This is a genomic window from Pseudomonas sp. SWI44 (genome assembly GCF_002947915.1).
Classification (GTDB): domain Bacteria; phylum Pseudomonadota; class Gammaproteobacteria; order Pseudomonadales; family Pseudomonadaceae; genus Aquipseudomonas; species Aquipseudomonas taiwanensis.
Map to the genome: position 1 here is coordinate 3,215,044 of NZ_CP026674.1, position 13,636 is coordinate 3,228,679.

The following is a 13,636-nucleotide window of genomic DNA, read 5'->3' on the forward strand; positions in this document are numbered from 1 at the left end:
TTTCGCGTCACCGGGCCGCTCCCAGCGATTGCGGGTCCGGGAACGGCCGTGCGCCGCGCTTTTCTGAGGGCAACAGTGTAAAGGCCAGCCAGCCAATCCGCTCGACCTCAGGTGTCCCTGCTGCCATTGCGCTATAGTTGCTGCCCTTACGTACACGCTGCCAAAGAGTTTCCACTCCATGTTCAACAAAGGATTGTTGCTGGCCTGCGCGCTGGCGTTGCTCAGTGCTTGTGACGGCGCCTCGCCGGAAAAAACCAAGCCGACCGAGTCTCCTGCCGCGAGCGCGGCGGTCGAGGCGGCGGCACCCAAACGCGAAGACCCGGCTGTGCTCGCCAAACGTTACGAGGGCCGCGAGCTGAGCGTGCTGGACGTCTCCGAAGTCCAGCTCGACGGAGCCGCTACCTTGTCGGTGAGCTTTTCGGTGCCACTGGATGCCAAGCAGGACTTCGCCAACACGTTGCACCTGGTGGATACGGTCAAAGGCAAGGTCGATGGCGCCTGGGAGCTCTCCGACAACCAGATGGAACTGCGCCTGCGCCATCTTGAGCCACAGCGCAAGCTGGTGCTGACCATCGACAAAGGCCTGCTGGCGGTGAACGGCAAGACGCTGGACAGCGAGTCGGTGAGCCGCCTGGAAACCCGCGACATGCAGCCCACCGTGGGCTTCGCCAGCCGCGGCTCGCTGCTGCCGACGCGCCTGGCCGAAGGCCTGCCGGTCATCGCCCTGAACGTCAACAAGGTCGATGTCGAATTCTTCCGCATCAAGCCGGACATGCTCTCCAGCTTCCTGGTCAACTGGGGTCGCAACAGCAGCCTGTACTACTACCAGTCCAAGGAAACCCTGGAGATGGCTGAGCTGGTCTACAGCGGCCGTTTCGACCTCAACCCTGCGCGCAACACCCGCGAGACCATGCTGCTGCCGATTGCCGGTATCAAGCCGCTGCAGGAGCCGGGCGTGTACCTGGCCGTGATGCGTGCCTCGGGCACCTACGACTATTCGCAACCGGCAACGTTGTTCACCCTCAGCGACATCGGCGTATCCGCCCATCGCTACCACGACCGCCTGGATGTATTCGCCCAGGCGCTGGAAGGCGGCAAGGCGTTGAAAGACGTCAACCTCGAACTGCATGATGACAAGGGCAAGCTGCTGGCCCAGGCCAAGACAGATAGCCAGGGTCATGCCCAACTGCCCATCACCGCCAAGGCCGACACCCTGATTGCCACCCAGGGCGTGCACACCACGCTGCTGCGCCTGAACACGGCGGCGCTGGACCTGGCCGAGTTCGACATCACCGGGCCCCAGGCCAACCCGCTGCAGTTCTTCATCTTCGGCCCGCGAGACCTGTATCGCCCTGGCGAAACGGTGCTGCTCAATGGCCTGTTGCGCGATCAGGATGGCAAGCCGGTCAAGGCCCAGCCGGTCAGCGTGGAGGTCCGTCGCCCCGATGAGCAGGTGAGCCGCAAGTTCGTCTGGGAGGCTGACGCCAAAGGTCTTTACCAGTACCAATTGCAACTGGCCACCGAAGCTCCGACGGGCCGTTGGCAGTTGCTGCTCGACCTCGGCGGCGGGCGCAAGCAGGTGTATGAGTTCCTGGTCGAAGACTTCCTGCCCGAGCGCCTGGCACTGGAGCTCAAGGGCAGCAGTCAGCCGCTCGCACCAGAGCAGGATGCGCGTATCCAGGTCAATGGCCGCTACCTTTATGGCGCCCCGGCTGCCGGCAATCGCCTGAGTGGTCAGGCCTATGTCCGCCCGCTGCGAGAAGCCGTACCCGCCTTGCCGGGCTACCAGTTCGGCTCGGTGACCGAGACCGAGCTGAACCAGGACCTGGAGCTCGATGAAGTGACCCTCGACCAGGCCGGTAAAGCGGTGGTCGACATCGAAAGCCGCTGGGCTGAGGCCCGTTCGCCGCTGCAACTGACCGTGCAGGCCAGCCTGCAGGAGTCCGGCGGCCGACCGATCACCCGGCGTCTGGAACAGCCGATCTGGCCTGCCGAGCGTTTGCCGGGCCTGCGTGGCCTGTTCGACGGTGACGAGACCGACAGCGATGGCCCGGTGGAATTCGAGTTCCTGGTGGCGGACCGGGACGGCAACAAGCTGGCGGCGAACGACCTCAAGGTCAGGCTGATTCGCGAGCGCCGCGACTACTACTGGAACTATTCGCAGAGTGATGGCTGGAGTTACAACTACAACGAGAAATTCCTCACGCAAAGCGAGGAAACGCTCAGCGTCAAGGCAGGCTCCACGGCCAAGCTGACCTTCCAGGTCGAGTGGGGGCCGTATCGCGTGGAAGTGGAAGACCCGGATACCGGACTGGTTTCCAGCGAACGCTTCTGGGCCGGTTATCGCGCCCAGGACAACGCCGAAGGCGGCGCGGTGCGTCCGGACCAGGTCAAGCTGGCGCTGGACAAGCCTTCGTACGCCGATGGTGCCACGGCCAATGTCACCGTCACGCCACCGGCGCCAGGCAGTGGTTATTTGATGGTCGAGTCCAGCGAGGGCCCGCTGTGGTGGCAGGAGATCGACGTTCCCGCCGAGGGCAAGACCTTCGAGGTGAAACTCGACAAGCAGTGGGCGCGCCATGACCTGTATGTCAGCGCCTTGGTGATCCGCCCCGGCGAACGCAAAGCCAATGCCACGCCCAAGCGCGCGGTGGGCGTGCTGCACCTGCCGCTGGACCGCGCCGAGCGCAAGCTTGCCGTCACCTTGCAGGCCCCTGAGAAGATGCGGCCGAAACAGCCACTGACCGTGAAACTCAAGGCCGCCAACGCTGATGGCAGCCACCCGAAACAAGTGCATGTGCTGCTGTCCGCGGTAGACGTGGGCATCCTCAACATCACCGACTTCAAAACCCCGGACCCGTTCGCCAGCCTGTTCGGTCGCAAGGCCTACGGTGCCGACCAACTGGACATCTACGGGCAGTTGATCGAAGCCGGCCAGGGCCGTCTGGCGAGCCTGGCATTCGGTGGCGATGCGGCCATGGCCAAGGGCGGCAAGCGCCCCAATACCACGGTGACCATCGTCGCTCAGCAGAGCGTGCCGGTGACCCTTGACGAGAAGGGCGAGGGTCAGGCAACGGTCGAGATCCCCGACTTCAACGGTGAGCTGCGCCTGATGGCTCAAGCCTGGAGCGATGAGCACTTCGGCATGGCCGAGGGCAAGACCGTGGTCGCCGCGCCATTGATTGCCGAACTGGCGGCGCCGCGCTTCCTGGCCGGTGGTGATCGCACCAGCCTGGCGCTGGACTTGGCCAACCTGTCGGGGCGTGCGCAGCAGTTGAGTGTCGAGCTGCGTACCGAGGGCCAATTAAGCCTGCAAGCGGATGCCCTGCAAAGCGTCGCGCTGGCGGAAGGTCAGCGCACCACGCTGATGATTCCGGTCCAGGCCCAGGGAGGCCTCGGTCAGGGCAAGGTGACCGTGCGCGTCAACGGCCTGCAACTGCCGGGTGAGCCGACCAACACTTTCGAGCGGGAATGGACCTTGGGTGTTCGCCCCGCCTACCCGGCCATGCTCAAGCACTACCGTGTGGCCCTGAAGGAGCAACCCTGGACGCTGCCGGAGGGCGACCTGGCCGCCTTCGAGCCCGCCGGCCTGGAGGCCAGCCTGGCCTTGTCGAGTCGCCCGCCGTTGAACCTGGCCGAGCAGATTCGTGCGCTGGAAGCCTACCCTTATGGCTGCCTGGAACAGACCACCAGCGGGCTCTACCCCTCGCTGTATGCCGATGCGGAGAGTCTCAAGCGCCTGGGCATCAAGGGCGAAGCCGCCGAGGTCCGCAAGCGCAAGATCGAGATGGGCATCGAGCACTTGCTGGGCATGCAACGCCACAACGGCAGCTTCGGCCTGTGGAGTTCGGACAGTGAGGAGGAGTACTGGCTGACCGCCTATGTCACCGACTTCCTGATGCGTGCCCGCGACCAAGGCTACGGCGTCCCGGCCGAGTCCCTGAAAAAGGCCAGTGAGCGGTTGTTGCGTTACGTGCAGGAGCGCAACCTGATCGAGGTTGATTACAGCGACAATGCCGAGCACACCCGTTTTGCCGTGCAGGCCTATGCCGCCCTGGTGCTGTCGCGCAGCCAGCAGGCACCCTTGGGCGCATTGCGCAGTCTGTTCGAACGACGGGCCGATGCGCGTTCCGGGCTGCCGCTGGTGCAACTGGCGGTAGCGCTGGACAAAATGGGCGACAAACCACGCGCCGATCAGGCCTTGCAGGCCGGCCTAGGCATCAGCCGTGGCAAGGGCTGGATGGCTGACTACGGCAGCGCATTGCGCGACCAGGCACTGATTCTGGCGCTGTTGCAGGAGAACAAACTGGCCAGTAATCAGGTCGACCAGCGCCTGTTCGCCTTGTCGGACGAACTGGCCGCCAACCGTTGGCTTTCGACCCAGGAGCGCAATGCGCTGTATCTGGCAGGCCGTGGCTTGCTCGACAAGCCGGAAGGGCAGTGGAAGGCGCGCCTGGACAGCGCGGGCGAGATTCGCGTGTTCAGCAACACCGAATCGGGCATGAAGCTCGAAGGGCCGTTGCTGGCCGCGCCGCTGAGCGTGCAGAACGAAGGCAGCGAAACGCTCTACCAGCAACTGACGCTGTCGGGGTATCCGCGTCAGGCACCGGCCGCTGGCGGCAACGGCCTGCAGATCCGCCGCGAGTACCTGGGCATGAACGGCCAGGCACTTGACCTGCACAACCTGCGCAGTGGTGACCTGGTGCTGGTGCACCTGGCACTCAAGGCCGAGACCGCCGTGCCGGATGCGCTGGTGGCGGACTTGTTGCCTGCGGGCCTGGAGCTGGAAAACCAGAACCTGGCGCAGAGCGCGGCGAGCCTGGACAACGCCAGCAGTGCGGTCAAGCAGTGGCGTGAGTCGATGCAGAACGCCAGCGTGGTGCACCAGGAGTATCGTGACGATCGCTACGTGGCGGCGCTCAAGCTCGACAGCTATGGGACCACGCACTTGCTGTACCTGGCGCGGGCCGTGACGCCGGGCACCTATCGCGTGCCGCCGCCGCAGGTCGAGTCGATGTACCGGCCAAACCTTCAAGCAGTGGGGGATGGGCAGGGTGAGATGGTTGTGAAGGCGCGTTGAGATGCGGGCTGGCTCCCACAGGTAGCGGTTATCCGTGGGAGCTAGCGATGGGCCGCGAAGCGGCCCCACGTCAGTGGATGATCCAGCTCAACACCCACAACCCCAGCAGCAACCAGATGATCCCAGCGATGATCGAGGCGCGCATGAAGGCGCGGATTGCCGAGTACAGCAGCATCAGGCCAACGATCAGGGCCAGGATGCTGATCAGCGAGGTGTCCATGCCCAATGTGCGCGCCAGGCCATCTATGAAATTACCCCCGGCATTGGCCAGCAGGTTGAACAGGCCGCTCAACGCGTCGACGATGAAGCGGATCAACGACCCCAGCGCCTGCCCCAGCCACTCGAAAAAACCTTCTACATGCATAGTTGCTTCCTGATGATCGAATCGGCGAGGTTACCGATTCCAAGCCTTTGGCCATCACCTGGCCAGGTCGGTTCCCAATGCCAAGCTTAACCCGCCTGCATACCCGTGCGGGGCGCTTGCTGTGCGGTTCTGCCTTGGCGTTGGCGATGACGGCGGGCCTGTTGTGGCTGGCCGACCGCCTCTGGCCGTTGCCCATGCCAGCGGATGATCTGGCACGGGTGGTGCTGGCCGAAGACGGCACGCCGATGTGGCGTTTCGCCGATGCCGATGGCGTGTGGCGTTACCCGGTCAGCCCCGAGGAAGTTTCGCCGCTATACCTGCAGGCGCTGCTGACCTATGAAGACCGTTGGTTCTACAGCCACCCGGGTATCAACCCCTTGGCCCTGGCCCGTGCGGCCTGGCTCAACCTGCGCGGTGGGCGCGTGGTCTCGGGTGGCAGCACCCTGTCGATGCAAGTGGCCCGGCTGCTCGACCCGCATGATCGAACGCTGGCCGGCAAGCTGCGGCAACTGTGGCGCACCGGGCAACTCGAATGGCACCTGTCCAAGCGCAAGATCCTGCAGCTTTACCTGAACCGTGCTCCATTTGGCGGCACCTTGCAGGGCGTAGCGGCGGCCAGTTGGGCTTACCTGGGCAAGTCGCCGATGCATTTGACCCCTGCCGAGGCGGCGCTGCTGGCGGTGTTGCCGCAGGCGCCCAGCCGTTTGCGCCCGGACCGTCATCCGGCGCGTGCCCAGCGGGCGCGGGACAAAGTGCTGCAGCGCCTGGGCGAATATCACGTGTGGCCTGCCTTGCAGATCAAGGAGGCTACCGAGGAGCCCCTGTTGCTGGCCCCGCGCCAGGAGCCTGCGCTGGCGCCGTTGCTGGCGCGCCGGCTGAACACGGCCAACAGTCCGCCGCTCATTCGTACCACCCTGGACGCGAACCTGCAGCGGCGTTTGGAAGACCTGCTGCTAGGCTGGCGTGCACGCCTGCCGGAGCGCACCTCGGCCGCGGTGCTGGTGGTGGAATCGCAGACCATGGCCGTCAGGGCCTACCTGGGCTCAATCGACCTGGCCGACGAGCGCCGATTCGGCCATGTCGACATGGTGCGATCCCTGCGCTCGCCCGGCTCGACCCTCAAGCCATTTCTCTACGGCATGGCGCTGGACGACGGCCTGATTCATTCCGAGTCGCTGCTGCAGGACGTGCCGCGCCGCTATGGTGACTACCGTCCCGGCAATTTCTCGATGGGGTTCAGCGGGCCGGTGGCAGCCAGTTCGGCGCTGGCCCTGTCCTTGAACTTGCCAGCCGTGCAACTGCTTGAAGCCTACGGCCCCAAACGCTTTGCAGCGGAGCTGCGAAATGCGGGCATACCGCTGGTGCTGCCGCCCCTGGCAGAGCCCAACCTGTCGCTGATTCTCGGGGGCGCCGGCAGTCGCCTGGAAGACCTGGTCGCAGGCTACGCGGCGTTGGCCAGGGCGGGCAACAGTGCCCAGGTACGCCTGCGGCCGCAGGACCCGCTGGTGGAACGACGCCTGCTGTCGCCGGGGGCGGCCTGGATCATCCGCCGCATTCTCAGCGGCCAGGCCCGCCCTGACCGTGACCCACATGCCGAACTGGTCCAACGGCCGCTGCTGGCCTGGAAGACCGGGACCAGTTATGGCTTTCGCGATGCCTGGTCGATCGGGGTAGGGCCGCGTTACCTGATCGGTGTGTGGATCGGTCGCCCCGACGGTACGCCGGTGCCTGGGCAGTTTGGCCTGGCCTCGGCAGCGCCGCTGATGCTGCAGGTTCATGACCTGTTGAGCAATCGCGACAGCCAACGTGGCATTGCCGCGCCGGTGGAGCAGATGCCGCAAAGCGTTGGCGTGGCGGCGATCTGTTGGCCTTTGGGCCAGCCAATGAAGCGGCAAGACCCCAACTGCCGTCGCCAGCGCTTCGCCTGGACCCTGGAAGGCACCACGCCACCCACCCTACAGGCGGCCGACCAGCCGATCGGGCTTGGGCTGCGGGAAACGGTCTGGGTCAACGACCAGGGCCTGCGCGTCGACAGCACCTGCCCCGGTGCCAAGGCGCGAGAGGTCGCCCTGTGGCCCGCCCCGCTCGAGCCTTGGTTGGGGCGTCAGGAGCGTCGCGCTGCCCGGTTGCCAGCCGTGGACCCTGGTTGCCCGCCGCAGCTCGCGGCGCGGGTGCCGCCGTTGTCGATCGTGGGGGTGCGCCCTGGGGACAACCTGCGCAGGCCTTCGACCAGCAGCGAGCCACTGCAACTGCATGTCTGGGCATTGGGCGGAGGCGGGCGCCGCTGGTGGTTCCTCAACGGCCAGCCCTTGGGCGAGACCGAGGGGCAGAACAGCTTGCTGGTGCGTTTCGACAAGGCCGGACAGATCGAGCTGAGCGCCCTGGACGAAAGCGGCGAGACCGCGCGGGTGGCATTTGAGGTCAACGAGTGACGGTCGACGTTTGCAGGTCCAGCACCTACGCTTGCAAGTGACTGGGGTGACCGGCTGGCGCCCTGGTACCCAAGGGATCATGGAGTGTCCTATGCGTCCTCTGGTCGTGCCCCTGTTGCTGCTGTCTTGGGCCAACCTGGCTCATGCCGAGCCGTTGCCTGGCTTTCTCGACGGCCACGAAAATGAGCGCCGCCTGCCCGCCGCCAACCTGCCGCTGGATGTTTATCGCCCCTTGGCACCTGGGCTGCGGGTGTGGGCTCCGCTCGCCAAGCAACGCGCATCGCTGCCGACGAATACTCCGCTGATGCTGCACAAGGTGCGTTTCGAAGGGGGGACCGTCTACCCGCTCAGTGAACTGCGCGAGCATTTCCAGCCGCTGATGGGGCGGCAAACCACCTTCGGCGAACTGCAACAGTTCACCGATCGCCTGACTGAGCGTTATCGGGGTGACGGCTACCTGCTGTCCTACGCATACCTACCGCCCCAGGACGTCAGCGAAGGCCGGGTGCAGGTGGTGCTGGTCGAGGGCTATATCCGCGACTACCGGCTGGTAGGCGATATCGGACCTGCCGCCGCCTACCTCGAGCAGTTGCTGACGCGGCTCAAGGCCGAGCGCCCCTTGACCGGCAAGACCCTCGACCGTTACCTCGGCCTGGCCGAGCGGATGCCCGGTGTGTCCATCGAGGCCGAACTGCCTGCCACCGATCAAGCGGACGGTGCGACCCAATTGACCGTTCGTGCCCGGCGCAGGCCCTTCGACGCGGCGTTGACCCTTAGCGATGGCAACCGTGACGAGCCGCAAGCATTGCTCAGGGTTTCCAGCCGTTCGCAGACCCGCTTTGCCGAACGCGTCGCGGCCAGCGTCATCCAGCCCAAAGGCGACGAGCAGACCCGATACCAGCATCTGGAGTACAGCCAGTACCTCGATGCCGAAGGCAGCCAACTGCTGGTGTCTGCCACGCGCTACCGTAGCGAGCCGAATACACGCGTTCGCCTGGACCATGGCCGGACCATGACGCAACGCCGGGAGAGCGATCGCTACGCAGTAGGGCTGCGTCAGCCGGTGATCGTCGCGGCGGATGAGTGGATGACGGTGGCTGGGCATTTCTATGCCGTCAGCGAGCACATCGAAGACCGGCCAGGGCAGGGCGTGCCTTCTCGAAACAACGCGACCTCGCTACGGGCCTTGTCGTTCGGCGGCGACTGGCGCCATGCCGACCCGCGTCGATTGCGGATCGTCACTGCAGGGGTCTACCAAGGCCTGGATTATCTGGGGGGCCATAGCGATGGCGACTACGACCTCAACTTCTTGCGTATGCGCGTCGCGGGGCTGCAAAGCGATCGGCTGATGGACAACTGGCAGGGTGTGCTTTCTGGGGCGTTGTACTGGAGCGATGACCGGCTGCCCGACAGCGAAAGGGCGGTGTTCGGCGGACAGAATTTCGGCAGGGGTTACCCTCGGGACCAGGCGGCGGGCGACAGGGGCTGGGGCATGGCCTACGAGCTGAACTACAGCTTTCAGCTCGATGGTGCGCTGCTCCGCCAGGTGCAACCCTATGGTGTGCTCGATAGCGCGCGTGCCTGGTACAACAGCGGGCACCTCGAGGATTCAAAGCTGAGCGCTGTGGCACTGGGTGTGCGCCTGGGTGACGGTCGCCGTGGCAGTGTCGCGCTGGAAGTGGCCAAGCCGTTGGCGGATGTGGCGCTGGACAGTCTCGATCGCGGGCCGCGTTGGACCCTGACCTTCAGCTTCCAGCCCTGAGCCTGGCCGGTTTCGATGCCCTCAGTGCGTGGTGAATCGCTGGTGCACAGGAGACGAACTAGGCGTCAGGGCCAACGCCAGCTGGGTGCGGTTGTGCATATGGGTCAGGCGCAGTACCTGGGATACATAGAGCTTCACGGTGTTCTCGGTGATACCGAGCTCGCAGGCGATCTGGTAGTTGGTCTTACCCTTGCTCACCAGGCGGGCCACTTCCAGCTGGCGTGGCGAAAGCTTCTCGAAGGCAGCTGGCAGGTCGGCTTCGTTTTCCTCGGCATCGCTGGCTCGACGGTGCACGCCCTGGCCGCGGGCTTTTTCCAGGTCTTGGTAAAGTTCGTCGATCGATTCGGCCAGCTCCTGCAGGCGTCGGTTCAGGCTGCCCAGGTCGCGGAAGTTGTTCTGGCGTTCGAGTAACGATTGCTCCTGGCGGCGTACACCTTCGAGCAACTCATCGAGGTCCACGGGTTTTTGGTAGTAGTCGGCAAAACCTTCGCGCAGCGCGCGGACCACATCCTGTTTCTCGGCTCGCCCGGTCAGCATGATCGCCTCGAACAGACGCTCACGTCCGGCGACTTCCTTGAGTGCGTGAACCAACTCGATGCCATCGCGTTTGGGCATGTGCAGGTCGCACAGCACAAGGCCAATGGCTTGGTCCGCCACGTAGCATTCGATGGCCTGGTCGGTTGAAAAAGCCGGCACGCAGCGATGGCCATGGCTTTCGAGGAATTCACACAACTGTTCGACGATCAACTGCTGGTCATCGACAACCAGCACCTTTACCTCACTCGTTGGCTTGCTCACGATCAACTCCCTGTTCGTAATTGGCCCTGCTCCCGGGCCAGACGCTCTGGCAGTTAGAAAAGTAGTCCTACTTCCCAACTTTGTACAAGTTTTGTACAACACTTCGGACCATGGAAATGACTATTGGATCCATACGGCAGTGAGCATGAAGCCGGCCAGCACGTAAGGCACGAACGCTTGCTTGTCGCCCATTTGCTCAGTCAGCGCTTGCAGTCGTTTCTTGACCTTCGGATTCATCAGGGTCCACAAGCGTCGCCGGGCGAGCAACCACATCAGGACGCTGATCCCGGCACCAATGAAGGTGCCGAGTACATACTGGTAGCTGGTGGCCAGCGCCAGGGCGCCCATCAACTTGACGTCATCAGCGCCGAAGCGGCCGAGCATGTAGCCGGGCAGGGTAAGCAGCATGACGATGGCCAGCGCCCAGCCGGCATCGCTGGCGTCGGCGCCGATCCAGCTGTGTCCGGTTGCGAACAGCCACACCAGGGCACAAGCGGCCACACCCAGGGTAAGCATGTTGGAGATCTGCCGTTCGCGGACATCTTGTTCGGCGCACAAGGCAAGCCACATCAGGAGAACAATGCTTTGCATGGGCAGGTCGCCATCCCTATTCGTTGAACTGATCTATCCAGGCAGTCAGGTTTCAATAGTCAGGGTAGACGGAATCCGACGAACGGGCGTGGCGTGAGGGAAAAAAGGTTTCATCCATGACCGTCCACGCACAGTGAGGCGGTCACGGATGTCGAGGCCGGCGCAGTCTTATTGCTTGCTACCCGGTGGGTACTTGCTCAGCACCTGGGAAATGGTCTTCTGGATCGCGGAGTTGCGTTCCTCGGGGCTTGGTGGGTAGTTGTTCATGATTTGTTCGGCACTGCCGCGCCACACCAGCTTGCCATCGTGGCCATCGAACATGTCGACTTGGAGGGTGGCCACCTTGTAGTCGACGCTGCGGGTCTCGTTGTACATCGGGCCACCCCAATAGCCTCCCCAGTAACCACCCCAGCCGCCGCCATAGTTGGTGGTGATCTGTTGCTGGCGTTGCTCGACGATCAGGTAGGCCTGGACCTTCAGATCAGGCCGGGCGCTGCCCTGCGCAGGACGCAGACCACGTTGATCCAGCTCGCTGGCAACTGCCTGACGGATGCGCTGCTCGGTCAGGTCGCTCTTGATGCGAGGGTCATCGGGTCGGTACTGCAAGCCTGGCTCCTGCCATGCCCAGCTGCGATAGGCAGCAAAATCGCGGCTCGCGTCGAAATCCTGTTGGACGTTGTTGCTTGCACAAGCGGCGAGCAACAGCGCGAATGACAGCACAACGAGACGGCGCAACATGATGGTTCTCCGTTGAACGTTAACTAGGAGGATAGCCGCTGAGCGCCTTGTGCACCGATTCGCGCAGGGCTTGCTCGCGATCACGTGGTGAGTCCTGGTCGCTGCCGCTTTCGGCGCTGGCGCTCCAGACGGGCTGGCCGTTGCGGGCGTCGAACAGGTCGATGCGTACCACCATCACCTCGACCTCGTAGGTGCGCACGATGGGCACGCTGCCATAGGCCCCATAGCCATTGCGGTAACCGCCGAAGCCGACGCCGCCATAGGGGTAGGGGCCGTAGTAGGGGTCATAGTCGTAATCGCGAACCTGGCGCAGGCGCCGTTCCAGCCGGATGTCGGCGCTCACCAGCAAGTCGCCGGTACCACCTCTGGCCGGGCGTAGCCCGTGCTGGTCGAGGGCACCGCTGACAGCGTCGGCCAGTTGGCTGGGGTCGGCGTTGGCACTGCTGCTGGGCAATTGGCCGTTGCGCCAGCTCCAGCTGCGGTAATGTCCGTAGTCCCGTGTCGGTGCCGGGTAGGCACTGGCATCGTAGGTCGTTGCGGCCTGGGGTGGTGCGGGGGGCAGCGGGCGGCTGCTGGCGACATACGGGTTGGCACCCTGGCAGGCGGCCAGGGCTAACGGCAGCAAGGCCAGGCACAGCAAGCGATACGGCATGTAGTCCTCCCGGCGGGCGGGGTCAGCGGGGGCGGCAGATCCAGTGCAGGTAACGGCCCAAGCCGGCAAAGGCTGGGTGACGACGGTGGGCCAGTTCCATTTCCAGAAGGTCCAGCAGCTCGGCCTTGTCCTGGAATTCCTTGGGCATGTAGTCGTGGAACACCCTGACACCACTTTCACTTTCTACCTGCCACACAGGATCAAGGTGAACCTTGAGCTCACGGGGATCAAGTGGTTTCTGCGGCGTCAGGCTCTGCTTTTCACCTTGCAATCTGTTGCTGCGCAACTTGCGGAAATGGCCTTTGAGCAGGTTGCGGTAGACCAGCGCATCACGGTTGTAGAACGCCAGCGACAACCAGCCGCCTGGGGCGGTCAACTGGTGCAGTACCGGCAGGATGCTTTCGGGTTCGGCCAGCCATTCGAGCACCGCGTGGCACAGCACCAGGTCGTAAGGCTCGGTCAATTGGCCCAGCAGGTCTTGCCAGGGGGCCTGGATGAAGGTGGCTTGTTGCCCGGCTTCGGCAAAACGCGCCTGGGCGCCTTCGAGCATCGGGGCGGCGGGTTCGGCCAGGGTAAGGTGGTGGCCGCGTTGGGCCAGCCACAGTGCCATGTGGCCAAGGCCTGCGCCGATGTCGAGCACCCGCAGCGGGCGGTCGGGCAGGGCGTCGGCCAGGTCGGCCTGGAGCACGGCCAGGCGAATCGCACCTTTGGCGCCGCCGTAGATCTTTTCGGCAAAACGCGTGGCGAGCTCATCGAAGTGACGGTCGTTCATTTGGCGAAGCGCCTCTCGCTGTCGGCCAGCTTGGCGCGCACCACCTGTTCCATGTCCAGGCCCAGTTCGCTGCACAGCAGCAACAGATAGAGAACCACGTCGCCCACTTCCTGGCCGGCGTGGGCGAGTTTGTCCGCGGGCAGTTGGCGTGATTGGTCTTCGCTCAGCCACTGGAAGATTTCCACCAGTTCGGCCATTTCCACGCTGGCGGCCATGGCCAGGTTCTTCGGGCTGTGGAAGCCGCGCCAGTCGTTGTTGTCGCGAATCCGGTGCAGGCGTTCGGTGAGTTCTTGCAGGTTCATCGGGGTCTCCTAATGCTGCATAGCTTCGGTGGAGGCCCGGTGCAAAGCAAGTGGATTCGGGAGGCTTCCAGCCTCGACCTGTCATTGATGCAGTGACGCCGGGCGCGGGAGCCGCTGTGCGGCCCTCTCGCAACCTTGCCATGGG

At 64.3% G+C, this 13,636-nt stretch carries 10 protein-coding genes; 3 read left to right on the top strand and 7 right to left on the bottom strand.

Annotated elements, in window-relative coordinates; translation table 11 throughout:
* Nucleotides 1-178 precede the first annotated feature (178 nt).
* Complete coding sequence (locus C4Q26_RS15210) at nucleotides 179-5,080, top strand: alpha-2-macroglobulin (RefSeq protein ID WP_104883261.1); 4,902 nt, start codon at nucleotides 179-181, stop codon at nucleotides 5,078-5,080.
* Nucleotides 5,081-5,150: 70 nt separating this feature from the next.
* Here C4Q26_RS15210 and C4Q26_RS15215 read toward each other — a convergent pair whose 3' ends face one another.
* Nucleotides 5,151-5,444 carry a hypothetical protein gene (locus C4Q26_RS15215; protein ID WP_023382503.1) on the bottom strand — a complete coding sequence of 98 codons (294 nt, stop codon included), beginning with the start codon at nucleotides 5,442-5,444 and terminating at the stop codon, nucleotides 5,151-5,153.
* Between the two features lie 77 nt (nucleotides 5,445-5,521).
* Between C4Q26_RS15215 and pbpC the strand changes: the two genes are divergently transcribed.
* Both pbpC and C4Q26_RS15225 read left to right on the top strand, forming a co-directional pair.
* Nucleotides 5,522-7,876, top strand: coding sequence for a peptidoglycan glycosyltransferase PbpC (pbpC, locus tag C4Q26_RS15220; protein ID WP_104883262.1), 2,355 nt, complete (start codon nucleotides 5,522-5,524; stop codon nucleotides 7,874-7,876).
* A 91-nt stretch (nucleotides 7,877-7,967) separates the two neighbouring features.
* Nucleotides 7,968-9,638, top strand: a complete 1,671-nt coding sequence (locus C4Q26_RS15225; RefSeq protein WP_104881217.1) for a ShlB/FhaC/HecB family hemolysin secretion/activation protein — start codon at nucleotides 7,968-7,970, stop codon at nucleotides 9,636-9,638.
* A 21-nt stretch (nucleotides 9,639-9,659) separates the two neighbouring features.
* On the opposite strand, the gene C4Q26_RS15230 is transcribed toward C4Q26_RS15225, so the two are convergent.
* From C4Q26_RS15230 to C4Q26_RS15255, 6 genes are all read right to left on the bottom strand, one after another.
* Nucleotides 9,660-10,442, bottom strand: a complete 783-nt coding sequence (locus tag C4Q26_RS15230) for a response regulator transcription factor (RefSeq protein WP_371919544.1) — start codon at nucleotides 10,440-10,442, stop codon at nucleotides 9,660-9,662.
* Between the two features lie 114 nt (nucleotides 10,443-10,556).
* A complete protein-coding gene (locus C4Q26_RS15235; RefSeq protein WP_104883264.1) occupies nucleotides 10,557-11,027 on the bottom strand; it encodes a prepilin peptidase in 471 nt (156 codons plus the stop codon).
* Between the two features lie 168 nt (nucleotides 11,028-11,195).
* Nucleotides 11,196-11,765: a DUF4136 domain-containing protein gene (locus C4Q26_RS15240; RefSeq protein ID WP_023382498.1), complete on the bottom strand. Its 570-nt coding sequence runs from the start codon at nucleotides 11,763-11,765 to the stop codon at nucleotides 11,196-11,198.
* Nucleotides 11,766-11,784: 19 nt separating this feature from the next.
* Nucleotides 11,785-12,417, bottom strand: coding sequence for a DUF4136 domain-containing protein (locus C4Q26_RS15245; RefSeq protein ID WP_104883265.1), 633 nt, complete (start codon nucleotides 12,415-12,417; stop codon nucleotides 11,785-11,787).
* 22 nt (nucleotides 12,418-12,439) lie between these two features.
* Nucleotides 12,440-13,189: a methyltransferase domain-containing protein gene (locus C4Q26_RS15250; RefSeq protein WP_023382496.1), complete on the bottom strand. Its 750-nt coding sequence runs from the start codon at nucleotides 13,187-13,189 to the stop codon at nucleotides 12,440-12,442.
* Nucleotides 13,186-13,491: a MazG-like family protein gene (locus C4Q26_RS15255; protein ID WP_104881220.1), complete on the bottom strand. Its 306-nt coding sequence runs from the start codon at nucleotides 13,489-13,491 to the stop codon at nucleotides 13,186-13,188. Before C4Q26_RS15255 ends, C4Q26_RS15250 begins: the two co-directional genes overlap by 4 nt.
* Between the last annotated feature and the right edge of the window lie 145 nt (nucleotides 13,492-13,636).

Bases quoted from the DNA above. Each gene is read 5' to 3' on its own strand.
- C4Q26_RS15255 (WP_104881220.1), bottom strand. From the start codon at position 13,491: ATGAACCTGCAAGAACTCACCGAACGCCTGCACCGGATTCGCGACAAC.
- C4Q26_RS15240 (WP_023382498.1), bottom strand. From the start codon at position 11,765: ATGTTGCGCCGTCTCGTTGTGCTGTCATTCGCGCTGTTGCTCGCCGCT.
- C4Q26_RS15210 (WP_104883261.1), top strand. From the start codon at position 179: ATGTTCAACAAAGGATTGTTGCTGGCCTGCGCGCTGGCGTTGCTCAGT.
- C4Q26_RS15225 (WP_104881217.1), top strand. From the start codon at position 7,968: ATGCGTCCTCTGGTCGTGCCCCTGTTGCTGCTGTCTTGGGCCAACCTG.
- pbpC (WP_104883262.1), top strand. From the start codon at position 5,522: ATGCCAAGCTTAACCCGCCTGCATACCCGTGCGGGGCGCTTGCTGTGC.
- C4Q26_RS15215 (WP_023382503.1), bottom strand. From the start codon at position 5,444: ATGCATGTAGAAGGTTTTTTCGAGTGGCTGGGGCAGGCGCTGGGGTCG.
- C4Q26_RS15245 (WP_104883265.1), bottom strand. From the start codon at position 12,417: ATGCCGTATCGCTTGCTGTGCCTGGCCTTGCTGCCGTTAGCCCTGGCC.
- C4Q26_RS15235 (WP_104883264.1), bottom strand. From the start codon at position 11,027: ATGCAAAGCATTGTTCTCCTGATGTGGCTTGCCTTGTGCGCCGAACAA.
- C4Q26_RS15250 (WP_023382496.1), bottom strand. From the start codon at position 13,189: ATGAACGACCGTCACTTCGATGAGCTCGCCACGCGTTTTGCCGAAAAG.